The following is a 20732-nucleotide window of genomic DNA, read 5'->3' as shown; positions in this document are numbered from 1 at the left end:
AATGATCTTTTCCCGGAAGTCAAGTGAGTAGGCTTTCATCACACTCTCCTAAAGGAAAACCAAGACTGTAGCGTGCGCAGTATTTCCTCTACTTTGATCGTACCTCGCCCATTCAGGAACCGCTATAGGTTCCTTCTCGCTAATGGGACTAGTTGCTGAGCAATTCGGAACTCAATCGTCTTCAGTCTAAACAACTGCTTTTCTTTTGCATGTATCTTTGTGAGGGCTTTGGGCATAGATAGTGGGCAATTTAATTAGGTGCGGGATAGAGCTGCCGTCGCGCCAGCGATCGCCAGATCCTCAGCAACCAGGGCTGCCCATCAGGAGAGCTGGTGGAGAGTGAGGCGTAGATATTGCCCTCAAGGATGCGGCTCGCCCTAGTGATAACCTCTGGGTTCTGGCTATCAGCCGTGTTGATCAACCGTTCTTAGCAGAAGCTACTAGCATAGTTAAAAGCCTCAGTAGTTTTAGAAATTAAGCTCAAAATCTAGCTCGCCAAGTTTCAAGGGCTAGACCAACAAGGCTAGCAGGAGAACATTTTTGATTTTCGTCAAGGATAGGTTGATATAGCTTCAGACTTTCTTTGTAATTGAACGTTTTCATCCAATTGATAACTGCTGGAAAATGCCAGATCTGCTTGGTCTTATTGGATGAAGGAGAGTAAAGTATGCTTTCGACCTCTTTCCAATCCTTTTTAGCCCAAATCATCATGCGGAGGACTTGAGGTTTATTTTCTGGATGTGGTAGCCACAGGAACAAGACTGGCCTTCTTCTGTCTCCAATAATCTCTTTGACTGGCTTGATTTCAGCGCAGGGCTTTGTCTTGCCTCTACCGTAAATAATCCGTTGAGGCTCAACCACCTCCTTCATGCGTTCGTCAAAGCTCATAATTTGACGGCGCAAGCTAACAAAGGCTTTGAACTCTACGTCTGAACTATGGCTTAACCAGTTCAAAAGCTTTCTTGACGGTTCAGGAACCACGATTTCTGAGGATAATTCCGACTTTTCCTGCTTAATTACAGACTTCCCAATAGTCTGCCCCTCAGAATTATTCAGCAATAAGGCAAAGGAGTTGGTTTGAGGGCGAATTGAAAAAGTGACCAACTCAATCTTCAATATGCTGTACTTACAGTCAACTAGCGTGTCTTGGTGGAAGCCGGGTGCAATCGCAATCAATCGAACTGGTTGCTCAAAATCTACCTCCGACCCAAATGGAGTTGATCCCTTAAGAGCATTGTAGTAACGGGTGAGCTGCTGCACTACATAGCGATCTTCTGTATTCTTCAGTTCAATGATGACCAGGCGTTGCTGATCATCTAAAGCCAGGATGTCGCAGAACTGACCTCTGATCGAATATTGGCGCTTGAATGGCTTAAGATTGAGCAACTTAGGCAGGTTCTTCCAGACGGTTTCCTCCAGCTCAAATTCACTACCGAACTGCCACGTATCCCCGATCGCCGTAATAGCCAACCTACTTAATTCCTTTCAAGACTAGAGAGGGGTGTCTACTTTTGACTGTCTCAATGGCATCAGCTTTTGCTAATGCTTGAGGGACTACTCCCGTTGCCCCAGCTACCAGATGTAACTCATCCTGTGCCCTGGTCATAGCTACATAGAGCTGCCGTCGAGCCAGCGATCGCTCATCCAAATCCTCAGCAAAGCAGTCCTCAAACTGCTCGACCCACAGCAGCAGCACCGCCTTAAACTCCAGGCCCAGGGCAGACAGCGTAGTGATGACTCTCACCCCCGGCCTGCGGGCGCTGTAGCTAACTTTGGTGTGCTGGCTCTCAGTGACCCAATAGACCGGCAGGCCCAGATCTTGCAGTCGCTGGAGCATGGAGTTGAACAGAGCATCATCCTTCTTGGGTTTGTAACGGTAGAGGATAGCAATCTCTGATGGGCTGTAGCCCAGCATCACCAGGCGCTGAACCTGCTCGACGGCGACAACTACAGCTCTAGCCTTAGTTCCCGTCTGGTAGAGGGTTGGTCGTGGCCCCTGGCGCAGCGCTGCTTCAGGCTCAATGGTGGGGAAAGTGGCATCCTCTGTGAGGTCTTGGTCAGTATTTCGCACCACTGTCCAGGCGGCTTCTAGAATCTCCCTGGTGTTGCGGTAGTTCTGAGCCAGCTTCATTGTGCGGCCCTGGGCCTTGATACCCACTGATTTCCAGGTGAACTTAGCCCGCTTGTAGAGGCTCTGGTTGCCGTCTGAGACAACTACCAAATCACCATTCTCTGGGTCTTTCAAGCCAGCGACACAGCACTCCAACCATTCGCGGGTGAAGGTGTGGGCCTCATCTACCAAAATTGAGTCCCAGCGGTCGGCTTCGGGCAGCTGCTGGAGCTTGGCTAGAACCTTCTCCCCCAGGAGAGCATCATAGGTAGACTCGTCAGCTACATAGGGCAATCGGCCCAGAATCGACCTGGCCCAGTCGTGGAAGTGCATAACCTGGATGCGATCTTTGTACTGGGGGTTCATGGTATCGCCATACAGGAGCGATCGCAGGTGGGCGGCCAGCGTGATGTTGAAGCACAGGATGAGGATGCGCTGGTCAAGCAGACGGTTAGCGAGGACTTTGGCGCGGGCCAGGAGGATCAAGGTTTTACCAGAGCCAGCCACCCCAGAGATCAGGCGGTGGCCATCCTTCATGTTGCGGGCAAGGCGCTCCTGGTCGGGGCCGAGGGAAATAATCACAGTGCTGCCTTCAGGAATATCAAGACCTTCGGGAACGCTCTCAGGCCCAGCAGGCTTCTCTTTGATGACGGTTTCGGGATGCAGGCAGCCCTTAATCGTATTCACCTGGTCTGCCGTCAGCGCCGGGAAGTCGAAGTAGACCTTGAACATATTCCGAAGCCGCTGTACCAGCATTTCAGGGCTGTAGCTCTCCCACTCCAGTAGCTCATCCCGGTAGGCAACATGGGGCTGCTGGAGGAATTTGTAGATATTTTCTTCATGGGCCTGGGGTTTGGTGATGTTGCTCATCACAGCGCCGGTGCCCACGGGGAAGACTAGCTTGCCCTCATAGTTGCCTTCCGGGTTACGGAGGATCGGATAGCCCTTGAAGCGTTCAGCGGCGGTGCAGAAGTAACCGTGAGCCTGTCTGAGGGGGGACTGATGGCTCTCGATGCCCTGTTTACCCTTCACCCGGAAGAACTGCTCTCCTGCCTCAAGGACATTTCTGGTATACCAGCCCTTAACCTCGATGATCAGCAGGCCAAAGGTGGGGCTGAGGATGGTGAAGTCCGGGTAGAGGTTGCGCTGTAGGCGTGGCTCATACCAAACGGTGAAATCTTCTGGCAGCTTGGCTTTGAGGATGTGGAAGAGGCGCTGTTCGCCCTGGCTGGCATCAGACGAGATAGTTTCGGGGATGGTGAGAGCCATAAATGCTGAGATGGGCTACTACTGTGCTTAGTTATCCCCAGAACATCAAGATCTATAAACTATCGAATATAATTCACCTTAGAAATTAGCCCAATAGCTCTTTGTTCCTTGAATCGCTGCGTACAGAATTATGATTGACGCTTTGATTTCAGTTGTAGATCGCTTAATCCAACTAAAAAAGTACCAAACAGAGAGAACTCGATACTTATTTGAAAAATTGTTTGAGCCAGTATTCAACGATTTATCAATAATTCATGGCAATTATATTCAAATCCTCACGCAACTAGCTCAGCAATCACCTTTTGCCTGGGAAAGAAATTCTCCTCACTATTTAGCTGAGATCAAGATTGTTCTAAATTCTCTTCAGGAGAGTCGAATCGAGATGGAGCCAGCTCGAAGACAAATTCGCTTCATGACAAAAGAGCTTAGCACTGTTGAATCTACACCCGAAGCTAAGGCATTCGTAAATACTGCAATCAGTTATTTATTTGGAATTACAAGCTTTGGCGAAGAGGACGAAGACTTGAATGATGCAAAATTCAAGAGCATATCAGAGACTATCTTGGATAGCCTGTTAGCTGAAATTCAATCGATTTCTTCAGGCAGCGAAATAGAGTCTGCTACAAACTCTATTTCAGAAATAGATATAAAAAATCTAATTGAATCTACTCTCGAAAAACAAAGACACTCTTGGAATGTGGTTTGCGACAGCTTTTCCAAGTTGAAAGTAAGTGTCGCTATGAAAGACTAAGATTGACAAAATAAAAGTAATCTAAGGTGGTAACAGCGATGCAGGACTCTACTCGAAAGTATTCGATTTTCAACAAAGGGTACTTCACTAGCGCTCTTTCTAGCCGCATATTGCTAGAGAATTCCTCGCCCTATAGATCAATCGCAGGTTACGAGGTTTTAGACGAAATCGGTGGTGGAACTAGTAGCTTATTCATTGCCAAGAGAAAAGATGGTGATATCAATAAGGACTCACCGCTATGCGTTTTAAAAACCTTTGAAATCGATAATCATGTCCGATCTGATAAACGCAGAAGAATTGCTCAAGAGGGGGAAATTTTAACCCGCTTCAGAATGCCGCACATCATAAAGATTGAAGAGATTATTAAAGACGTTGATTTTTCGCAGCCCCACAATCTCAAAGATAATATTATAATCAAACTTCCTTATTGTTCTGGGGGCTCACTCCGCAAAAGAATCCAAGCGGAGAGGTTGGATTTAGAGGAGGCCATATTTCATCTGTTTAGTATATTAATTCCGCTTGAACAGTTGCATGAAAAAGGACTAATACATCAGGATCTAAAACCTGAAAATATTTTGTTTAGAGATGCAAGGAATATGCTTGACGCAAATTCTATCGTCCAGTGGAAAACCATCTTGGCTGACTTTGGATTAGCGAAATATCAGCAGCTTTCAAAAGCTTACAACGGCTTTTCTGGGACATTAATGTATGCTTCTCCCGAGCAAATATTAGGCAGATCATTAACTAGTGCTGCTGATATTTGGGCTTGGGGCTTAATAGCCTTTGAATTGATTACAGGTAGACACTTTTATGGGGATATTAAAGAGATTATTGCATTTCAGGGTCAAGATGATCTAGTTGAATTAATACGTCTAAAAGTGCAAAATATTGAATGGAATGGTGTATGGGATCAGTGTAAATGGCTAATAAATATTGTATCTAACTGTCTTTCACTAGATCCTGCTAAAAGACCAACTGCGCGTGAAATCATTGCTTTTCTGAATCACAGAATAAGCTTTGAGTTTCAAGGCTGTATGTTTGGGAAAGCTTTAGATGATCCAAGGTTAATATATGATACTCGTCTTGCGGACTGTTGGCTACTTCTCACAGATCTAGAACATCGGTACAAATGGGAGCAAGAAGGAAAAGTTCTTATAATGAAAGCTGATTTGGGTTGGGCAGATAAATATAACAGAGCCCGTGACCTTATAGATATTAATAAAAGGGCTGCATTAGAGGTCATAACTTCTATAATCGGATCCCCCGAAAATAAAGAATCCACCCTTAGGCAGTTAGAAGAAAATCCAAATTCAAGTCAGTACCAATGCTGCCTACCTCAACTCCGCGACGAGCGCTCCCGAGAATTTCTGCCTGCACAAAAAGCAATTCCTAAGAGTGCTGTAATTGAATTATTAGATATGCACCTTATTTGCTTAGTTGATCTGATTTTGAGGCATAATTTACCAACAGACATAAAGGAAATTTCTTTTATTGCAAATATATGCTCAACTACAAACATTCTGAAAGAATGTCAGCATATCAGTCGTCTTTCCCAAGCTTATTTGTTAATTGGGGACTTGCAAAAAGCCCACAGCTACATTGAAATCGCATATAGAAAAGCAAAGACTAGATTTGAAGTTGAACTCTGCGGCCAAACCGCTTATGCAATTTTCATGGCTGGTCGTTCTTATGATAAAGCGCTTGCATTTTGCAATAGTCATATCGGCGTTATCCAGAAAGAGTTTCCGAATCAGTTCAACGAGAGCGAGGTACGTGATTGGACCATTAAGATTGCCACTGCCCTTTTTGAAGGGAAAAATTATAGTGAGACAGTTGATTTTTTGAAAAACAACTTAGATAAAGATGTTCGCATATTTACTTATTTTTCTGCTGTTTATCATGTCGAAAGAAGAGTTGATGAAAAGCTATGGGCTTATTTCAAACCTTCTCTTTTCGCTATGAATCAAATATCTTATCCAGCATTACGAGCTGGGATCGAATATGCGTGGATTCATGGTGAGCATGATTTTTGCAGTAGAAGAGCGAAAGCAGCTTTAGGAGAGCCTTCTATAGATTTACCCATGAATCGGTATTACAAGGAAATTTTTGAGTCTTTTGCTGAAGGCCAATATCCATCATCACTGTTGCCTACCTGAATAGTATTAAGGCAGCTTCCAAAGCTTTCCCCTAGCAGTTACCTCAGCCACTACCATCCTTCCCTCCAGGGCTTTCAAAATAGCCCTGGTCGATTCCTGGTGTAACTCAGCCAAATTGGCGATCGCTCCCACGCTCTGCCCTTCCAACTCACTACAGCAGTTCAGCACTTTCAGAGCCATGCGCTGGGGCTCGTCGAGGTGGGGCAAAATCATGTCCTGCTGGGTACGCGGCAACTTGCGGAAGTAGGTGAGGAAGTCGGCAGCGCTGGCGATCGCACTCAAAGTAGGGGCGTACATCTAGATCCACCTGATCGGGTTGCCTCCTAATTTGCCCAGAATCGGGCGAAAGCTGGCTGCCCCCTAACCGGGTGACTACCGCCTACCTAACCGGGTGAAACCGGATGTCTCAGGTGAGACAAAGTAGACCAACCCTAACCGGGTGATTGGGCCAAACCTAATCGGGTTGACTTTGTAAACAATGGTTTCTGGGGGCTTGACCAGATTCGGGTGAGTCAGATCCGAAAATGTGCGGAGAGAGATGTAGGAATTATTCTCAATAAGGATGGTGCATTTGACCTATTGAAGCTGAAACATCGTAAAATCAGTAAATCTCAGTTCCTAAAATACCGGATTCGGAACTCGCTTCATGCCGAAGGTAAATCGCAACGGGCAAGCAGCCGTTTTGAAGGATGAACAACTTGAAGAGGTATTTAACTACCTCCCCCACCCCCATGACCTGATTTTTCAGATCTGCTACTACACTGCCGCTCGCATTGGTGAGGTGGTACAACTTGAGGTCGGGGACATCGTTGGGGGCTATGTGGTTTACCGAGCCAGGACGACCAAGACCAAGAAAACCCGGTCGGTTGCGATCGCCCCACCGCTGGAGAAGATGTTAGCGACAGCGGAGTTGCCTAAACAGGGTTATCTCTTCCCTGGGCGGTTTCAAGGACACATCACAACCAGAGCCTGTGATAAAGCTTTGCGGGAAATGCTCGATTATTTAGGCATTCGGGGAGTTTCTACCCATAGCTTCCGGCGATCGCTGCTGACGATGATGCACTTTGAGAAGGGCTACTCTCTGCGAACACTTCAGAAGATTACGCAGCATGAGGACATTGGCAACCTAGCCAGGTACTTGGAAATTGGACAACAAGAGGCAGATGAAGCATTGAGGGGGTTGTGGGGATGAAGTCACAGCTTTTTCAACCACTTTTGTAAGGCAATCTCTACAAAACCTTCCAAGTTAAGCATACTGTCTGATTCATAGCCGACTTTGGTGAAACTTAAGTACCCTTGAGTAGAAATAGGTGTGTCAGATTTATGCGATATGCTGCTAACTAAGTAATTTCGAGGCCACTTTTCTTTTGGTATCTGATCCCATTCTTCACTCAACCTCATTTTCCCTAACCCATCGGGCACATGCCCTACATTGGATACTGAGATTCCATCTGTCCAAATTCGCAAACGCCCAATGGTTGAGCCAGTGCGAGAAGTCGGCAAGGGAAGCCATAGGAATAGAATTGGAACTTGATTTTTTAAGTCGAAACAAAATTCAGCACATAGCTTCGTTTTACCCGTTCCATACTGAATAGTTCTTCTACCAACAAACTCTTTCATACGCTCGTGAAAGTCTAGAATCTGGCTTCGAACCCGTCTAAAGCCTTCTTGCTTCTGGGGTGTACAAGAGCCTAACCAGCGTTCAAGCACTTCAGGTAGCTCTTTTTCACCAGGTATTGACGCTTCAAGTTTTAGTTCCTGATAGGGAAGTTGAATCTGACAGGTATCCTGTGTATCTAAGTGTTCAAGAATTAGCTGAAATTTATCTGATTCCTGCTGGACAACAGATTTGATAAACTCTATTGGTAGCTTGTTATATTTTCTGTCTATAAAGTTGTGGCGATGAAACGTAGGCGCTATTGCTATTAATCTGATGGGCTGTCCATAATCAACTTCTTGAGAAAAAGGTTTCTCTTCAAAAAGGCCGTCATAATACCGCGTCAACTGGTGAACCACATAACGGTCTTCTGCATTCTTAAGCTCTAGTATTACAAGCTGTCTTTGAGAGCTAATCGCCAAAATATCGCAGATTTCACCTCTAATAATGTATTGACGCTGAAGGGGTGTTAGTCCTAGCACTTCATCCAAGTGGTTCCAGATGAAGTTTTCCAGAGCTAGTTCACTAGAAAATTCCCAACCCTCAGCAATTCGTCTCAGCGTGACCCCAATAAGATTTGATTGCATACTAAAGCCGAAGTTAAAATCTAGCCAAATTACGAGACTCGGCTATTTCCTCTACTAAGCCAGCTACAGCCAGAGCCAAACTTTCTGAAAAAGCTTCCGTTGCCACAGTAGCAAATCGTAGAGCTACATCTTCCCGCAAGACTTCGATGAGAGGCTTTGAATCCCCATAGCTTAGGTAGGTGTGCTCCAGGTGAGGGGTGGCCACTACCAACCGCTCAGCCGTTGGCAGCCGATCTCGCTTCTTGTGCGAGTTAAAGTCTGGGTCAGCGGGCACCAGGTTCCACAACTCATTGGTGGGATAGACGGCGATGGGCAAGATGTGGTCGAGGTCGTAGGCAGTGCCCTGGGCAATACGCTTCTCCGTCCAGGGGCAGGTAAAGGCAGTGCCCTCCATGATCAGAATATCGATCTGGTTGCGTTCCCAGGTCAGTGGGCGGCGGTTGTCAGGACGAGAGGTCAGCAGAGCATATATGTAACCCCTGTCGCGGTCGCTTACTCTGCCACTGAATAGACACCATTCATGGATACAGAGCGCTTCGACCCAAAGCGACATCTGGCGGAATGTGGACCAGAGGTTGAGGGGAATCACCAGGCAGCGATCGCGTACCTTTGTCCCCGGCACAGCCACTGTCCGGCTGGCCACCTGGTTGTAGGCTTGGGGTTTATCAAAAATGCTCCACTCGCCAGGGCCAGCATAGCGGATGGGCATCTCGATGGTTTTGGCGACAGCGGCGATCGCCTGCTGGTAAGCGTCGATCAACACCTGGGGATATCGCTGGTGCTTGCGAGGTGAGCGCAGCTCATTGATCAGAAAGAAACCATCGGCGGGGTTCTTCAGCCCTCCAATCACCAACTCCCACTGTCGCCTGAGTTCGGTTAGCGCTGGCCTGAAGGCCATATCGTTGGTGGTCTGCCCCTGGCGCTGTGCCCTCTGCCCCTGCTGGATGGGGTCATCAGGATCTACGAAGGGCCAGTAGTAAGCGATCCAGAACTCGGCTAGCAGCTTGAGGGGGACTGCGACATCGCTGTGGTAGGTTCTCAGGTCGGGGTAAGTCAGCACCACATCGTTAATAGCCCGCAGCAACGCGATCTTGTAGCTCGTTACTTTTGTATCGTGCTTGAGGATGGTGCTGATGACTTTATCTGAGGCGATGAGGGTCATTTGTTTTTCCTAGCCTTCACCAGCCAAACCCCTCTCTCTTGCTGGTGACCACCCACCTCTGCTGTAACAGGCATGGACTCTGGATATCTACCGTGAGCGATTTCAACGTCTTGGGGCTGGCTCACCTCAGCACTCCAGCCATAGCCCCTCAGCAGCTGCTGGGGTTCGTCGCAACCAAATTGCCAGTGGCGTACTACTCGCCCCCGATCAGAGTTCTTAGCACTTTCGGCAGCCCTTATAGAACCGCTTCTTACCATATCCATGCCCAGAACACTACCAGGGCAACTCAACGCTGCAACCGTCCTCAGTAGTGAGTGGGCCGAGGGTTCTGGCAGATACATAACAACGCCTTCAAGGATCCAGATAGTAGGGTTCTCTTGCTTCAAACCTGCCTCTAGTAGTCGAGCAATCCACCCGGTCTGAAAATTTTCTAAGTCACCCGCAATCATGTGGTGGCGGCAGTTTGGCTTAATGTTCCATAGGGCATTAGCCTTGTAGTCTAAGACTTCCGGCAAATCGACTTCATAGAGGTTGGTAGCAACTGGCCAGGGCAGTCGATAGGCTCTAGTGTCGAGTCCTGAGCCCAGAATGACGACTTGAGGTTCAGACAACTGGGACAGCGTGGCCAGCAGCAGGCCATCAAAGAACCGGGTACGAATGGCAATGTAGCGGGTGCGCTTGGCGATAACATCCTCTAGCGATCGCCCCTGCCTTTCGGCTACCTTCTGCCATTTAGACAGAAGATTCTCAACCTCATCCCCAGCTAGAGTTGCGGCATAGGGGTCATTGAATAGTGGAACAGGAAGGGACTGCTCAATAGCCCGCTTAGCCGCCACAATCTGGGCGGTGTAAGAAATAGGATCCGTAGATGGCGAGGGCACAGGCAGCTGTTTTACGGGTTGTCCTATTGTCTCGTAGGACTGCTCTGGATTCTTAGAGCTACCGCCTATTAAACTCAACCTGGCCCACATAGCCAAACTCCCCATACTGCTCATCACCACTGAACAAGCTGACCTCATAAGCTCCAGGGCCAGGCAGAGGACAGGTTATCTGGGGGCCTTGGGATGCGCTATCAGTACAATGCTCCGCTTGATTAGAACCCTTCAGAGCATAGCTAGAGAGGATCCAGCGTTGGTTAGGATTTTGAAGTTGAATTACCGCCGTTTGATTGGTGTCTGTCTGCGATCGCATCGGAGCAACCAGTTTCATCCCTTCGGCAAAGAACTGGGCTCTCATCATCGGCTGGCGCAAGAACTCGCCTCGGCTGATAGGCTGCGATCGCAGTTGGAAGTTCTCATCTTCGGGTAAGTGGCTAATACCCATCACCTCTGGAGGAGGAAAGAGGTAATCAGTCTTATAAGACTTGGTGAAGCCCGTGGAGCGATCCACATAACCACTGTCCCAGGTGGAATCGATCAAGTACCACTGCCCATTAATTTTCGCCGCATTCCAGGCGTGGCTTTGGCCCTCTAGATCGCTGGTGGAGTTGCGGGAGTCACCTGTTACATAGACAATCTCTTCACCAATAGCCTGCCCCAAGGCTTCGAGCAGCTTGGCATAACCCGCGCACACTGCTACCCGGCGCTGGAATACTATCTCAGCATCCTGGGGTGGGTAGTTGCCCGCAAAGTAGTTAGGGGCATCGTAGGCAATGCGATCCGCCACATAGTCATGGAGCGCCTTGACCCGCAGCATGGGATCTTTCTCTTGGCTGGCGATGTACTGGGCTACGGACTCAATGCTGGTTTCGGCGCTGGTAGGCATGTTGACCACTGCGGGGTGTAGCCCTACCTCAGTCCAGGGCCACCCTTTAGCCTGCCCAGCCTGCCCAGCTTGTCCAGTAGGTCTGAGCTGGGGTGCTGGTTGAGGCTTTACCTGAGTTGTATCGGCATACTGGTCAAAAGGGTTGTCGTGGAATCTCAGATACAGCCCCTCTAAGCTTCTTGCAGCCGTGAACAATCCCTTGCGGGCTAGTTCTGCCTGTGGGCTATACATGCCGTCGAGAAACCAGTCGCCACGGGTGGAGAGGGCCAGGAATGAGGTCTGGGGCCGTAGGGCTAGCAGCAGGAAGAGGAAGGCCAGGTTGAGCACCAGTGTCCTCAAGACAATGCGATCTCCCCAGGTGAGGATGCCTAATTCTTTTTGTCGCTTGCGGCCTCGCATGTCCCACAGGATGGGCACCAGGGGGAATAGGAGAATGCCTGAGAAGACTGTCAGCAGCTTGGGGCCGTTGATGTAGGCCACTAGCGACGAGGCCAGCCAGACACCCAGCACTGGGGAGAGGAAGACGGCCACGTAGAATAGTGTTCTGGTAATGAGAGCAGGCAGCTTCAGGAATAAAAACCGCATGGGAGATTAGAGAAACGGCTGGAGGGTTAGTTCCACTATTAAGTTTCCCGATTTTGTGGCTGTCTTATAGGACAGTCTCATAAGCCAGTCTTGTTAATTAACAGCTTACCTTTTGCTAAACCTTCACAGTCGGAATCTCCCCCCAATGGGTCGTGTAGCGCTGGGAGAAATATTCTGACCGCATCGACCAGGTGGGCTTTAGGCCCATTGCGCCAAACTTCACAGCATCAGGGCTGAGCTTGCGGTTGAGGTTGTCCATCGCTGCCATCAGGCGATCGCGCTTCTCTGTATCCACCGGGGCCGCAAACAAGCTGCCCTGCACCTCCCCTGCCGGGCTTAGCTCAGTAGCAATGACTTTGGCTTTCAGGTACTCATATCCCGGCGTAAAAGCGGCTTCTGCGAGCCTCATGGCCTCATGGATGAGCACAGCAGTATCGTTGGTGGGCTGGTCGAGGGCTACAGAGCGGGCGGCTGAATACTGATTTTCTTCTCGGTAGTAGCTGGTTCTTATGGAGACTGTGAAGTGACCCGCTACCAGGCCATCGGCCCTCAGCTTTTCGGCGCAGCGAGTGGTGTAGGTGGCCACCGCCTCTTTGATATCTGAGAGTTCTGTAACCAGGTGGCCAAAGGAACGAGAGACAATCCGCATAGTCTTGGGAGCAGCCACCGGCTCCATTGGGAAACAGGGAGTGCCGCGCAGCTCTAGAACGGTTCTCAGGCCCAGAACCCCAAACTTCTTCTGGATGACTCGCTGATGGGCATTCTTGAGCTGGAGCACCGTTTTGATGCCCATGCTGTTGAGCTTGGCCTTGAGGTTTTTGCCAATGCCCCAGACCTCGCCTACGTCGATGCTGGCCAGCACAGCGTCTGGGTCGTCCAGAGTTTCAATGTTGAGCACACCCTGGAGGTCTGGGTAGCGCTTGGCCTCATGGGCTGCCAGTTTAGCCAGGGTCTTGGTTTTGGCAATGCCGACAGATACAGGTATGCCTGTCCACTGCTTGACGGTAGTGCGAATCTGTTGGCCGTAGTCGCCCAGATCGGCTTTGACGAACCCGTGCAGGCCCAGGAAAGCTTCGTCAATGGAGTATTGCTCAACCTCGGGGCTGAAGTGCTGGAGGGTCTGGATCACCCGGCGCGACATGTCTCTGTAGAGCACGGGGTTGGATGAGAAGGCGTGGATTTTGCCCTGCTTCACCAGATCCTGGATGGAGAATAGGGTTGCCTGCATCGCTACCAGCGGCTTGGCTTCGGGCGATCGCGCGACGACACAGCCATCATTATTTGAGAGCACCACCACGAGCTTGCCTGCCAGGTCAGGGCGAAAGACCTTCTCGCAGGAGGCAAAGAACGAGTTGCAGTCTACCAGGGCAAACATGGCTAGACCTTAAGAAGAACAGGGGTTTACAGCATTAGAGGCAGCGGGGACAGATGCAATAGTATTCCTATACTATCCTCTGCGGTGGTTGGTGTCCTCCTGTCCTGCGAGACTGTCCTATTGTCATTGGCGTTAAAGCTTGGTCAATCGCCATCTGAGCCTCTGCGATCGCAGGGGGAGGTGATCTCTATCAACGAAATTGCCCTGTTGCCTCACGCCTTAGCCCCAAAACTATCACCAGTCAAGCTATACAGCCGTCACCCAACAATTTGAGCGTTCGGGCGATTATTAATTTGTTGAGACAAGCCTTCGTCACTCAGGAGCCCCCAGCTATGCAACTCACCTATCGTGGTCAATCCTACGAAACCTCTGCCCCCGACATTGATGGCACCCCTACGGGTGAAACGGCAACCTTCATGGGTCGTCCCTACGCTCGCAAGCAGTTTACCGTTGCTCAGCGTCAGCAGCCCGCAGAACTGACCTATCGCGGCGTGCGCTACGCCCGATAGACCACAGATTTCCTCCTCTAGAACAACAACGACCCTCCTCCCCCGCTGGCAACAGTGGGTTTTTTGTCATATTAGACCTTGCGGATAAGAGTAGTGACCACGCCCCAAACCTCCATATCTAGCGCTTCTTCTGGTTGCCATCCTGAAGCAGGCACTAGCTTATCTCGCTGCTGCTGGAGCCTGAGAACTTGGAGAGCACCAGCGATCGCTGCCACCACCAGAGAGCCATCCTGGGCGGTCTGAGCGCGATCGACCACCAGCAGATCCCCTGGCTGGACCTCATGGTCAGCCGCCATGTCCCCCTCGACCCGCATGAAGAAGGTGGCAGCGGGGTTGTGGATCAGGTGTTGGTTGAGGTCTAGGCTTTGCTCAATAGCATCGCCGGGGACGGGGAAGGCCATAGGGGAACAGAGAGAGATTTGTCCATGCTATTCGCCTTGGAGTGAGGTTGTCTCGTAGGACTGTCCTGTGCTTACGTGAAAAGGTCTATTGTTTCAGCAAAACGTGATTTATGGCTTCAACGCAGAACGTGGGACAAGTTTTTAATACTTTCCATCATCTCTTGAAAGAATTGGAACCCTTTGTAGACGTAAAGAATATGCGATTGGCCTTCGACAAGGATGGTAATGGTTTCTTGGTAGCTCCAGACTTTACAGAACCCCTTGAGGCTGACTCGAAGCTCCATAGATTAGTGCGGGAAGAAATGCGTCAGATTATTGCTAAGCATCGCTTAATTAAGACAGAGTAGCTAGCGATCCTGTTCTGGTACTGTCACCTGGTTAACAACCGTACCAGCAGGAGTAGGCAGGCTAGTCCCAGCAGTGGGGTAGAGATAGCCACGACACGGGCCGAGAGCCAGGGCGGTAGGTAAATGTCTTGAATGGTTTGCCCTGGGGGAGTGAGGTCTTCAGCCCAGGTTCTGAGAGGGCAGCGAAAACCGTTGCCAGCGTAAATCACCACCTCGATGCTGATCAGTCCAAAGGCGATTGCTGTCCAGATCGTGAGCTGGTTGGTGAGGCCGCAGTACAGCAGAAACAGGATGGACCCGAACATCACCACGAAAACTAGGGTATGGAATAGACGCACCCAGGCTAACAGCATGGCCTCTCCTCTCCCTCCAAATCTGTCTTGGCTCCATGCTATCGGTTGCAGCCTGGTTACTCCTAAGCCAAGTACTGTTCTGCCGACCAATCAGGCGGGTTAGGAATAGTGTGGTAGCCCTGGTCAGCAGCCCTGCGATACCAGACCAACTCGGACACATGAAAGTCAACGTAGCTGGGCACCATCAGCCCCTTAGCCACGTAAAGAGGCTCGATGTAGAGCTGCCCCTCATCGTCGTAGAGGTGAAGGCTGACGTTGCGCGGCAGCTTTTGGCAGGTGCGGCTGACGATTTCTACCACCACTCCATAGCCATAGCGGCCCTGGTAGGGGTCTCTCAACTTTACCAGGTCACCACGGGATAGCTCTTGGGGTTTTGAAGACATAGGGCAATCTGCTCCTTTGTCGTGATTACTAAGGAACCTGGCTGACCTGAATCGCAAGCTGGGCTATGTTCTCGATACGTTTCGAGGCATTCAGAATTTCAAGCCCAACGATGTTGCCGTCTTTGTCGTAGTCAAGGATGAACCCTGGCTTATCTTCATCGCTTTCGTCGATGGGAGCCTCTGACCAACGGATCCTCAGAACGTCTACTTCAGAGTCATATTTGGCTTGCATGGCTATCTCCAGTACTTGTTGAGTTTGCTGGTTCTATAAACGGTAACAACTCTAGCCGGGACAACTGAGGTGTTGACAAAGACCCGGAGGAGGTAAGTTTTTCCTGCTGCCCCAGCAAATTTGCTTTGGTAAAGCATGAGTCCATCTTCCTCAAACTGCTGGTCTGGGTTTGTCAATACCATCTCAACCATCTGGATCGGAATGTTGCGATCGCTCATTTCTTCGCGGGCGTGAAGTGTCAGCCGATATTCCATAGCTACAGCTTCTCCACCCTCCAGGCCGACTGTGCCCCGTTCTTTCCAGCCTTGGTGAAGCGGAAGCCATAGCGTTCAAAGCTAGAGTGGGAGAGAGTGTTGAGGCCCAGGATGGCCGCGAGTTCTTTGGTGCTGGGCCGCCAGTCATTGTCAGCGATCGCCTGGAGTTGCTCAAATCGAGATAAAGGGTTGGATGGTGCCGGTGGCGCAGCTACCGTTTGCTGGTGGGCGATTGCCGCTACCAACATCTGCATCATCTCTAGCTGTCCTGCTGTCCCGTGGGACTGTTCTACAGTCTCTTGGGGAACGTGAACTATGCCTTGTTGCTGAGAGCGTTCGCCCAGGATGAGTGTGACCGCCGATTCAAGGGAGTAGTCCTGCTGAATTAGCTTGTGCAGTTGATCGAGCAGGGCCAGTTGATCGGCATTCACGTAGGCTTTCTGGTTGCGCTTAATCGTCTTAATGCCCAGGGCTTTGATGCGGTTGTAGACCTGGGAGCGGGCCACCCCGAAGCGATCAGGTAGGCTTTTGATGGGCAGTTCATCGACTAGAATGCTTTCAATCTCAGGCATGGTGGCTATCCACTGGACTGTCCCGCCACCATAGCCACGACAGCAGGTTTTGTGAACTCCAGAACAGTCCTATAGATCAGCAGAAAGCCTTGAATTTAGGCTGCTACAGCCTGCAACATTTGTTTAGGGAACTGGTTGCCATCTTTGATGAACTGCTCAACGAGTGCCCGTTCTTCCCTGTGCTCAGCATGGCGGTACACCTGCTCCAGACCATCTTTGAGGATGGCGATCACCTCGGGAAATTGCAGCATGGCCTCAATGATCTGCTGGCCGTAGTGCTCTCGGACGGCAGAGCGCATGTAGGTAGGCGAAACCATAAAGCCGAGGATTTGGTAGGGCTCTAGATAGCTCTGAGCCATTCCCTGGGCACACATCCAGATCGCCGCCTGTTCCCAGGTGGAGCGTCGTCTGAGGTCGCCAAAGCGCTGGCGTACTTCGTTCTTAAAAGCTTGGTTAGTGTAGGGGAGTCGTGCCGCCTCAGTCTTGGGTAAGCTGATGGACTCTGGAGCAGGATTGTAGAGAGCGAGGACATGATAGGTCGTTTCCCAGTCCGAGTAGGCTTCTCGCCTAAGTTCATGGATAGTCAGCATTGTCCTACTCCCGGTTCCAAGGAAAGATTTTTCTGGCCCTGGTAAATCCCTTCTGGCTTGACTCGATTATAGAGTCGTGACCCTGGGACTCATCTTCTAGAATGGCGTAGAAGGCAGCTAGATTGCCCACCATCAAGACTTCTTGGGCTTCGGTCGGCAGTCGTTCTCGCTTACTGCGAGGCACCCCCAGAGCGTCGTACAGGTCATTAGGAGCAACCCCCAGCAAGTATTGGATGCAGTCGGCGTTGACGACAGCATGGGTTCTTTGATCACCCCCACGAGCTTTAACCAGGTCTTGCAGCCGGGTGTAAGCCAGCTTCTGACTGGGGCTGGTGTGGTCGATAACAATGTCAGATGTCTCTGGAGGCCCAAGCAGGTTGCCCTGTACTTCACCCGCCTGTTTGTTTCTGAAATAGTCCAGCCAGTTGCCCATCGTGACACCTCAATGCCAGTCTGGTCACTCTAGGACGAATGTATTGGCCTGTGAACTCCAGAACACTTCTGCCGCAGTACAATTGAACTGTCATGAAACACGCCAACATTAGCTCTGGGAGCATCACTCTGGGGCTTTTTTGTAAGCCAATCACCAGTTAGTAGCTCCAGCTACGAGGTCGGGCTGTTGCAGTCCTTATAGTTCTCGGTGGTGTGATCGAGGATACCTGAATGAATCGTTCTATTTTGGCGTTGACTGCAAGCCTGAGCCTTTGGGCTTCATTCGCAACAGGAGGCAAAGCTCAAGAGGAATTTCCAGTGTCTCCCAATGGCGTTAGAACGCTCTCGCCAGAGGGAGCCATTACCCCGACGGGCACCTGGAATCTGGGCACTCGGGCTGGGGATTTTGTCTTTGTCGCCGGGATGCGCGGCATTGACCCGGCCACCAATACGCTGGTGCCCGATGAAGAAGGCCGGGTGAGGCAAGCCTTTCTCAACATGCAGCTAATTGCTGAGTCTGAGGGGGCCAGCCTGCAAGATGCCGTTCGCATTGTGGTTTATGTGACGGACATGTACCGCTACCGCCCCATTGCCAACAAGATTCAGGCTGAGCTTTGGGGCGAAGGTCCCTACCCACCCCGCACGATTGTTGAGGTGGATCGGCTGAACCAGGATGACATCTTTGAGGTGGAGGGAACGTTCTACGCTCCAGTGGATTAGAACTCACTTCTCCTGATCGTCTTCTCCGTATTAGCCCCCAGAACATTACTCTGGGGGCTTTTTTTGTAAACCATTTTTTCAACTACTGATTGAGCCAAGTCCTGTTCTGGGGAGCAGTTTAGTCCGTAAATCCTGTATCGCTCATCTGCTCAAGAGTTGGGGATCGCACCCCTTTGACAATAAGTACAACCGTGCTATCGAACAGTGAAAGCGCACACCTGGCGCACAGTTTTTGCACAGTTAGCCGCACGGGGAACAAACACCCTAAGCACAGCGCTGGTGCAGTTAGTTGCACAGGTAAAAACGCTTCTGTTTCGAGGGTTTTACTGATTTCTTTGGAGAGGACGCACGGATGGAAAACGCATCAGAGTACGCAGCGCTGCACATTGAGGACGTAACGGATACTGTGCAGCCGCACACCTCCGCACAGGGCGATTGCACACCAGGGCGCACAGGTAACAACCTCTACAGTTCCAAACAGATTGCAGAGCGCTATCCCGATATCAGCGTGAAGGAAGTCACGATCAGAACTCGCTGGTATGTGTGGTTGGAGCGAGTAGCCCCAGCGCCGTTGCTGAAGTCGGGGCATCTGTATACCGACTTGGCCGCAGAACTGTTTGACGACTTTGCTCAGAAGGTAAAGCGCGATTGCATGGACTCTAAAGCCTGGGTGGAGGATGCCAAGCACCGCTTTGCCCACGAGTGGGGTTCGGTGGGGGTGATTGACGGGGAGTTCATGCCCGATGAGGTGGGCAATGCTCTCGCGCTACTCCAGACCCAGGGCAGCAGTCTTCAGAGTCAGCTTGCCGCCGAGATGGCCGACCTAGAGGCTTTTGTGGGGCAGTTGGGCGATGTCGAGGATGACTTTAGCCAGGCTGAACTCGATATGTTCCGCGCCAAGGGAGCCCTGCGCGGCGTGAGGCGGTTCAAGGTAGAGACTCAGGCGGAGTTGGGTACATACAACCTGCTGAAGAAAAAGCGGATGCAGGAGAACAGCGGGGAGGGGCAGCCATGAAAGCAGCCATTTCTCTAGCTCTGGGCGGATTAGTTACAGGATGCGCGATCGCAGATGCCCCTACCACAGTGCCCCTAACCACCACCAATGAGTTTGCCCCTGGCCAGCAGCCTTACGGCGTGGAAGGCGGCATCACACAACAGCAGTTGGTCTACCTGCAAGCGCTGGCTTGGCCCCAGTCCTACACCGATATGGTGAACAACTTTGGCTTTCCTACCTATCGCACAGAGACTGGGGACTACTACCAGCTTGAGGGCAGCAACAGCTGGATTGTGATCGAGTATTCCGGTCCCCAGGCTACGGGCTACAGGACTGAGTAGGGCAACACACAGAAAGCCAGGTTTGGATCAAGTAAGATGAGGTGCAATAGTACTAATGGCATGGCCTTTTAGTGGGCAGTCCTGGCGTGGCCCAGAGGGCGAGGACGAGATGACCGAGGAAGACTGGGCGCGGCGTGGTTTAGACCAGGCAAGGGCGATGCGAGAAGGGGGAGAAGCCTTCGACTCCAGCCCCGATGAGGATGGCGACCCCACAGGGGGCTACTACAACGGGGATTATCCAGACTCTTGGCATGACGAACTGAATCAAAGGCTAGAGGGCGATGAACGATATCAAGCAGAAACTCAACAGGGTATTCGGAGCTTACTTAGAGCAGATACCGCCCGACGTGAGGGAGAAGATCCTGACTAACCTGCGATCGCCTGCACCCCTTCTATCCAGGATCAGGCATTGGATCATGAAGGGGGCGATTCGGCCTGTCTCTGGGGACTCCTGCCTACCGCCTGGTTCCAATTAGTCATGATCATTGAATTTCTAGACGGCGCTAATCGGGCAACGGCTACCACAGCCCAGCTTAAGACTTACGACCTATTGAGGGCGAAGCTAGCTGAGGGAGGCCAGGTTTCTTCTGTAGAGTTGCTTGCGTCCCTGGGCCTGAGCGATCGCAGACCATTGATTTCGCGCATTAAGCATTTGGCTGAGAAGGGTTTCCTACGGCTCAAGCCTGAGAGTGAGAGGGAAGCAACCGCCATAGCTCAAGGCGCATAAGACAGCGTTTTCACCTCGGTCCAGACCGGGGATTCTCGTAGGAGCAGCATTATGAATCATTGGAGGGGTGCAGCAGCACTCACAGTTTCTGGTGCCCTGGTGTTAGGGCCAGCGGTTGAGGTCAGGGCTAATCCAGCAGCGGTGCCAGCAGTAGCCGCCTGCGTCGCCAGTGTGGGCTGTGTAGTGACAGTGGTAGCGATCGCTGGGGTGACGTACTGGGTTCTATCCAGCAATGGGCAGCAGCTGCAAATCCCGGTTATGTCCTACACTCCCAACCCAGATCAGCAGGTAGAGGATTGGGAGGACTATGTGTGGGCCGACAACGAGCAGCAGGCCCGCCGCAAATGTAACCTTTTGGCCGAGCAGTATACGAACCAGGGCGGTAGCCTAGTGACAATAGTGCGGGTCAGGAGAGCCAGCCAGCGGGGTTCTCGCTGGGTTTGTACGTTCAGAGGATGAGG

General features: G+C 50.9%; 26 protein-coding genes. 10 read left to right on the top strand and 16 right to left on the bottom strand.

Translation table 11 applies throughout. The features are described from left to right. Nucleotides 1-480 precede the first annotated feature (480 nt). Nucleotides 481-1470 carry an endonuclease NucS domain-containing protein gene (locus ACQ4N7_RS23470; RefSeq protein WP_430713870.1) on the bottom strand — a complete coding sequence of 330 codons (990 nt, stop codon included), beginning with the start codon at nt 1468-1470 and terminating at the stop codon, nt 481-483. A 1-nt stretch (nt 1471) separates the two neighbouring features. After that, nucleotides 1472-3379 (bottom strand): NERD domain-containing protein, encoded by a 1908-nt coding sequence (locus ACQ4N7_RS23465; protein WP_430713869.1) that lies wholly within the window; start codon nt 3377-3379, stop codon nt 1472-1474. A gap of 130 nt (nt 3380-3509) precedes the next feature. Between ACQ4N7_RS23465 and ACQ4N7_RS23460 the strand changes: the two genes are divergently transcribed. Together ACQ4N7_RS23460 and ACQ4N7_RS23455 are read left to right on the top strand one after the other, a co-directional pair. After that, nucleotides 3510-4130, top strand: a complete 621-nt coding sequence (locus ACQ4N7_RS23460; RefSeq protein WP_430713868.1) for a hypothetical protein — start codon at nt 3510-3512, stop codon at nt 4128-4130. A 38-nt stretch (nt 4131-4168) separates the two neighbouring features. Then, nucleotides 4169-6286 carry a protein kinase domain-containing protein gene (locus ACQ4N7_RS23455; protein WP_430713867.1) on the top strand — a complete coding sequence of 706 codons (2118 nt, stop codon included), beginning with the start codon at nt 4169-4171 and terminating at the stop codon, nt 6284-6286. A 6-nt stretch (nt 6287-6292) separates the two neighbouring features. Here the strand turns inward: ACQ4N7_RS23455 and ACQ4N7_RS23450 are convergent, their stop codons facing one another. Further along, nucleotides 6293-6583, bottom strand: a complete 291-nt coding sequence (locus tag ACQ4N7_RS23450) for a hypothetical protein (RefSeq protein WP_430713866.1) — start codon at nt 6581-6583, stop codon at nt 6293-6295. A gap of 349 nt (nt 6584-6932) precedes the next feature. On the opposite strand from ACQ4N7_RS23450, the gene ACQ4N7_RS23445 reads away from it, so the two are divergent. Continuing rightward, complete coding sequence (locus ACQ4N7_RS23445; protein ID WP_430713865.1) at nt 6933-7478, top strand: tyrosine-type recombinase/integrase; 546 nt, start codon at nt 6933-6935, stop codon at nt 7476-7478. 2 nt (nt 7479-7480) lie between these two features. On the opposite strand, the gene ACQ4N7_RS23440 is transcribed toward ACQ4N7_RS23445, so the two are convergent. The 5 genes from ACQ4N7_RS23440 to ACQ4N7_RS23420 all read right to left on the bottom strand — a co-directional run bounded on the left by ACQ4N7_RS23440 (nt 7481) and on the right by ACQ4N7_RS23420 (nt 13416). Then, nucleotides 7481-8530: an endonuclease NucS domain-containing protein gene (locus ACQ4N7_RS23440; RefSeq protein WP_430713864.1), complete on the bottom strand. Its 1050-nt coding sequence runs from the start codon at nt 8528-8530 to the stop codon at nt 7481-7483. A 13-nt stretch (nt 8531-8543) separates the two neighbouring features. Then, complete coding sequence (locus tag ACQ4N7_RS23435; protein WP_430713863.1) at nt 8544-9692, bottom strand: HNH endonuclease domain-containing protein; 1149 nt, start codon at nt 9690-9692, stop codon at nt 8544-8546. Beyond that, nucleotides 9689-10573, bottom strand: coding sequence for an SAM-dependent methyltransferase (locus ACQ4N7_RS23430; protein ID WP_430713862.1), 885 nt, complete (start codon nt 10571-10573; stop codon nt 9689-9691). The genes ACQ4N7_RS23435 and ACQ4N7_RS23430 overlap by 4 nt, the downstream gene beginning before the upstream one ends. A 58-nt stretch (nt 10574-10631) precedes the next feature. Beyond that, entirely contained in the window at nt 10632-12041 is a 1410-nt protein-coding gene (locus tag ACQ4N7_RS23425) for a transglutaminase domain-containing protein (protein WP_430713861.1), read from the bottom strand. Nucleotides 12042-12156: 115 nt separating this feature from the next. Continuing rightward, entirely contained in the window at nt 12157-13416 is a 1260-nt protein-coding gene (locus ACQ4N7_RS23420; RefSeq protein ID WP_430713860.1) for a Y-family DNA polymerase, read from the bottom strand. 332 nt (nt 13417-13748) lie between these two features. On the opposite strand from ACQ4N7_RS23420, the gene ACQ4N7_RS23415 reads away from it, so the two are divergent. After that, nucleotides 13749-13925, top strand: coding sequence for a DUF4278 domain-containing protein (locus ACQ4N7_RS23415; protein ID WP_430713859.1), 177 nt, complete (start codon nt 13749-13751; stop codon nt 13923-13925). A 71-nt stretch (nt 13926-13996) separates the two neighbouring features. Here the strand turns inward: ACQ4N7_RS23415 and ACQ4N7_RS23410 are convergent, their stop codons facing one another. Continuing rightward, nucleotides 13997-14326, bottom strand: a complete 330-nt coding sequence (locus ACQ4N7_RS23410) for a S24 family peptidase (protein ID WP_430713858.1) — start codon at nt 14324-14326, stop codon at nt 13997-13999. 110 nt (nt 14327-14436) lie between these two features. Between ACQ4N7_RS23410 and ACQ4N7_RS23405 the strand changes: the two genes are divergently transcribed. Beyond that, nucleotides 14437-14673, top strand: coding sequence for a hypothetical protein (locus ACQ4N7_RS23405; protein WP_430713857.1), 237 nt, complete (start codon nt 14437-14439; stop codon nt 14671-14673). A gap of 23 nt (nt 14674-14696) precedes the next feature. On the opposite strand, the gene ACQ4N7_RS23400 is transcribed toward ACQ4N7_RS23405, so the two are convergent. The 7 genes from ACQ4N7_RS23400 to ACQ4N7_RS23370 all read right to left on the bottom strand — a co-directional run bounded on the left by ACQ4N7_RS23400 (nt 14697) and on the right by ACQ4N7_RS23370 (nt 17490). Further along, a complete protein-coding gene (locus ACQ4N7_RS23400; protein WP_430713856.1) occupies nt 14697-15026 on the bottom strand; it encodes a hypothetical protein in 330 nt (109 codons plus the stop codon). Nucleotides 15027-15088: 62 nt separating this feature from the next. After that, the gene (locus ACQ4N7_RS23395; RefSeq protein WP_430713855.1) at nt 15089-15409 is read right to left on the bottom strand and encodes a hypothetical protein; all 321 of its coding nucleotides are present in this window, start codon (nt 15407-15409) and stop codon (nt 15089-15091) included. A gap of 28 nt (nt 15410-15437) precedes the next feature. After that, entirely contained in the window at nt 15438-15641 is a 204-nt protein-coding gene (locus ACQ4N7_RS23390) for a DUF2283 domain-containing protein (protein WP_430713854.1), read from the bottom strand. 2 nt (nt 15642-15643) lie between these two features. Next, nucleotides 15644-15895 carry a DUF4258 domain-containing protein gene (locus ACQ4N7_RS23385; protein WP_430713853.1) on the bottom strand — a complete coding sequence of 84 codons (252 nt, stop codon included), beginning with the start codon at nt 15893-15895 and terminating at the stop codon, nt 15644-15646. A 2-nt stretch (nt 15896-15897) separates the two neighbouring features. Continuing rightward, nucleotides 15898-16467: a hypothetical protein gene (locus ACQ4N7_RS23380; protein ID WP_430713852.1), complete on the bottom strand. Its 570-nt coding sequence runs from the start codon at nt 16465-16467 to the stop codon at nt 15898-15900. Between the two features lie 95 nt (nt 16468-16562). After that, on the bottom strand, nt 16563-17057 hold the full coding sequence (locus ACQ4N7_RS23375) for a hypothetical protein (protein WP_430713851.1): 495 nt from the start codon (nt 17055-17057) through the stop codon (nt 16563-16565). A 4-nt stretch (nt 17058-17061) separates the two neighbouring features. Beyond that, on the bottom strand, nt 17062-17490 hold the full coding sequence (locus ACQ4N7_RS23370; RefSeq protein ID WP_430713850.1) for a hypothetical protein: 429 nt from the start codon (nt 17488-17490) through the stop codon (nt 17062-17064). Nucleotides 17491-17807: 317 nt separating this feature from the next. Here ACQ4N7_RS23370 and ACQ4N7_RS23365 point away from each other — a divergent pair, with 317 nt between their 5' ends. The 5 genes from ACQ4N7_RS23365 (at nt 17808) to ACQ4N7_RS23345 (ending at nt 20730) form a co-directional block, all read left to right on the top strand. Then, the gene (locus ACQ4N7_RS23365) at nt 17808-18209 is read left to right on the top strand and encodes a RidA family protein (RefSeq protein WP_430713849.1); all 402 of its coding nucleotides are present in this window, start codon (nt 17808-17810) and stop codon (nt 18207-18209) included. A 352-nt stretch (nt 18210-18561) separates the two neighbouring features. After that, a complete protein-coding gene (locus ACQ4N7_RS23360; RefSeq protein ID WP_430713848.1) occupies nt 18562-19224 on the top strand; it encodes a hypothetical protein in 663 nt (220 codons plus the stop codon). Beyond that, complete coding sequence (locus tag ACQ4N7_RS23355) at nt 19221-19544, top strand: hypothetical protein (RefSeq protein WP_430713847.1); 324 nt, start codon at nt 19221-19223, stop codon at nt 19542-19544. The genes ACQ4N7_RS23360 and ACQ4N7_RS23355 overlap by 4 nt, the downstream gene beginning before the upstream one ends. A gap of 55 nt (nt 19545-19599) precedes the next feature. Next, on the top strand, nt 19600-19914 hold the full coding sequence (locus ACQ4N7_RS23350; protein WP_430713846.1) for a hypothetical protein: 315 nt from the start codon (nt 19600-19602) through the stop codon (nt 19912-19914). A gap of 408 nt (nt 19915-20322) precedes the next feature. Then, nucleotides 20323-20730 (top strand): hypothetical protein, encoded by a 408-nt coding sequence (locus ACQ4N7_RS23345; protein WP_430713845.1) that lies wholly within the window; start codon nt 20323-20325, stop codon nt 20728-20730. The last annotated feature ends 2 nt before the right edge of the window (nt 20731-20732 follow it).

Origin of the sequence: Nodosilinea sp. AN01ver1 (assembly GCF_050565655.1) — a bacterium.
GTDB lineage: Bacteria > Cyanobacteriota > Cyanobacteriia > Phormidesmidales > Phormidesmidaceae > Nodosilinea.
Note: the sequence above shows the minus strand (reverse complement) of the source record. Positions and strands in the feature narration are given on the sequence as shown.

Excerpts from the sequence above, each read along its gene's own strand:
- ACQ4N7_RS23405 (WP_430713857.1), top strand. The coding sequence starts at position 14,437 with ATGGCTTCAACGCAGAACGTGGGACAAGTTTTTAATACTTTCCATCAT.
- ACQ4N7_RS23415 (WP_430713859.1), top strand. The coding sequence starts at position 13,749 with ATGCAACTCACCTATCGTGGTCAATCCTACGAAACCTCTGCCCCCGAC.
- ACQ4N7_RS23465 (WP_430713869.1), bottom strand. The coding sequence starts at position 3,379 with ATGGCTCTCACCATCCCCGAAACTATCTCGTCTGATGCCAGCCAGGGC.
- ACQ4N7_RS23390 (WP_430713854.1), bottom strand. The coding sequence starts at position 15,641 with ATGCAAGCCAAATATGACTCTGAAGTAGACGTTCTGAGGATCCGTTGG.
- ACQ4N7_RS23445 (WP_430713865.1), top strand. The coding sequence starts at position 6,933 with ATGCCGAAGGTAAATCGCAACGGGCAAGCAGCCGTTTTGAAGGATGAA.
- ACQ4N7_RS23450 (WP_430713866.1), bottom strand. The coding sequence starts at position 6,583 with ATGTACGCCCCTACTTTGAGTGCGATCGCCAGCGCTGCCGACTTCCTC.
- ACQ4N7_RS23355 (WP_430713847.1), top strand. The coding sequence starts at position 19,221 with ATGAAAGCAGCCATTTCTCTAGCTCTGGGCGGATTAGTTACAGGATGC.
- ACQ4N7_RS23435 (WP_430713863.1), bottom strand. The coding sequence starts at position 9,692 with ATGACCCTCATCGCCTCAGATAAAGTCATCAGCACCATCCTCAAGCAC.
- ACQ4N7_RS23460 (WP_430713868.1), top strand. The coding sequence starts at position 3,510 with ATGATTGACGCTTTGATTTCAGTTGTAGATCGCTTAATCCAACTAAAA.
- ACQ4N7_RS23400 (WP_430713856.1), bottom strand. The coding sequence starts at position 15,026 with ATGCTGTTAGCCTGGGTGCGTCTATTCCATACCCTAGTTTTCGTGGTG.
- ACQ4N7_RS23345 (WP_430713845.1), top strand. The coding sequence starts at position 20,323 with ATGAATCATTGGAGGGGTGCAGCAGCACTCACAGTTTCTGGTGCCCTG.
- ACQ4N7_RS23350 (WP_430713846.1), top strand. The coding sequence starts at position 19,600 with ATGGCATGGCCTTTTAGTGGGCAGTCCTGGCGTGGCCCAGAGGGCGAG.
- ACQ4N7_RS23455 (WP_430713867.1), top strand. The coding sequence starts at position 4,169 with ATGCAGGACTCTACTCGAAAGTATTCGATTTTCAACAAAGGGTACTTC.
- ACQ4N7_RS23375 (WP_430713851.1), bottom strand. The coding sequence starts at position 17,057 with ATGCTGACTATCCATGAACTTAGGCGAGAAGCCTACTCGGACTGGGAA.
- ACQ4N7_RS23385 (WP_430713853.1), bottom strand. The coding sequence starts at position 15,895 with ATGGAATATCGGCTGACACTTCACGCCCGCGAAGAAATGAGCGATCGC.
- ACQ4N7_RS23425 (WP_430713861.1), bottom strand. The coding sequence starts at position 12,041 with ATGCGGTTTTTATTCCTGAAGCTGCCTGCTCTCATTACCAGAACACTA.
- ACQ4N7_RS23380 (WP_430713852.1), bottom strand. The coding sequence starts at position 16,467 with ATGCCTGAGATTGAAAGCATTCTAGTCGATGAACTGCCCATCAAAAGC.
- ACQ4N7_RS23440 (WP_430713864.1), bottom strand. The coding sequence starts at position 8,530 with ATGCAATCAAATCTTATTGGGGTCACGCTGAGACGAATTGCTGAGGGT.
- ACQ4N7_RS23420 (WP_430713860.1), bottom strand. The coding sequence starts at position 13,416 with ATGTTTGCCCTGGTAGACTGCAACTCGTTCTTTGCCTCCTGCGAGAAG.
- ACQ4N7_RS23395 (WP_430713855.1), bottom strand. The coding sequence starts at position 15,409 with ATGTCTTCAAAACCCCAAGAGCTATCCCGTGGTGACCTGGTAAAGTTG.
- ACQ4N7_RS23370 (WP_430713850.1), bottom strand. The coding sequence starts at position 17,490 with ATGGGCAACTGGCTGGACTATTTCAGAAACAAACAGGCGGGTGAAGTA.
- ACQ4N7_RS23360 (WP_430713848.1), top strand. The coding sequence starts at position 18,562 with ATGGAAAACGCATCAGAGTACGCAGCGCTGCACATTGAGGACGTAACG.
- ACQ4N7_RS23410 (WP_430713858.1), bottom strand. The coding sequence starts at position 14,326 with ATGGCCTTCCCCGTCCCCGGCGATGCTATTGAGCAAAGCCTAGACCTC.